The sequence below is a fragment of the Oleiphilus sp. HI0086 genome (genome assembly GCF_001635225.1).
In genome coordinates this window covers 1-448 of the sequence record NZ_LWFZ01000433.1, presented here as the reverse complement: position 1 = coordinate 448, position 448 = coordinate 1, and the positions used below count along the sequence as shown (strand labels likewise).

Annotated in this window: 1 protein-coding gene; it reads right to left on the bottom strand. The window is 43.8% G+C overall.

All coding sequences use genetic code 11. The features are described from left to right. Positions 1 to 108 precede the first annotated feature (108 nt). A complete protein-coding gene (locus A3756_RS05415; RefSeq protein WP_068553031.1) occupies positions 109 to 366 on the bottom strand; it encodes a hypothetical protein in 258 nt (85 codons plus the stop codon). Positions 367 to 448: the final 82 nt, after the last annotated feature.

Genomic DNA, 448 nt, shown 5'->3' with positions numbered 1-448 from the left:
CTTCTCGATCCATAGCCAGCTTGCGTATTCCGGCGTATCTGATCATCAATTCTGGTATCTGATCACTGATTCTGGAAATCCAGAAAAAGTGATCGAATAAAACCAGAATCAATGGTCGAAAAGTTCCAGAAATGATGATCGGTTAAAACCAGAATGAGTGATCGGAATGGGCCAGAATCTGCAGCCAGCTTCAAAGTCTTCATAGGTATCCAACACTTTAGCTGTCATTAGTTGTCGACGTTTATCGCGGTCACAGATAGAACCCTTGCACCAATTAGCGTAACCAGTGCGTGAGACACGCATAACCCGGCACATTAAAGCCTTGGAATGCTGCTCTTCATACTCTTTGATAATGGCGTACTTCACTCTTGGTTTCTGGCGAAGTACGCCGCAGCCTTTTTTAGGAAATCCATTTCTTCTTGAAGCTGTTTATTCTCTCGCCTTAAAC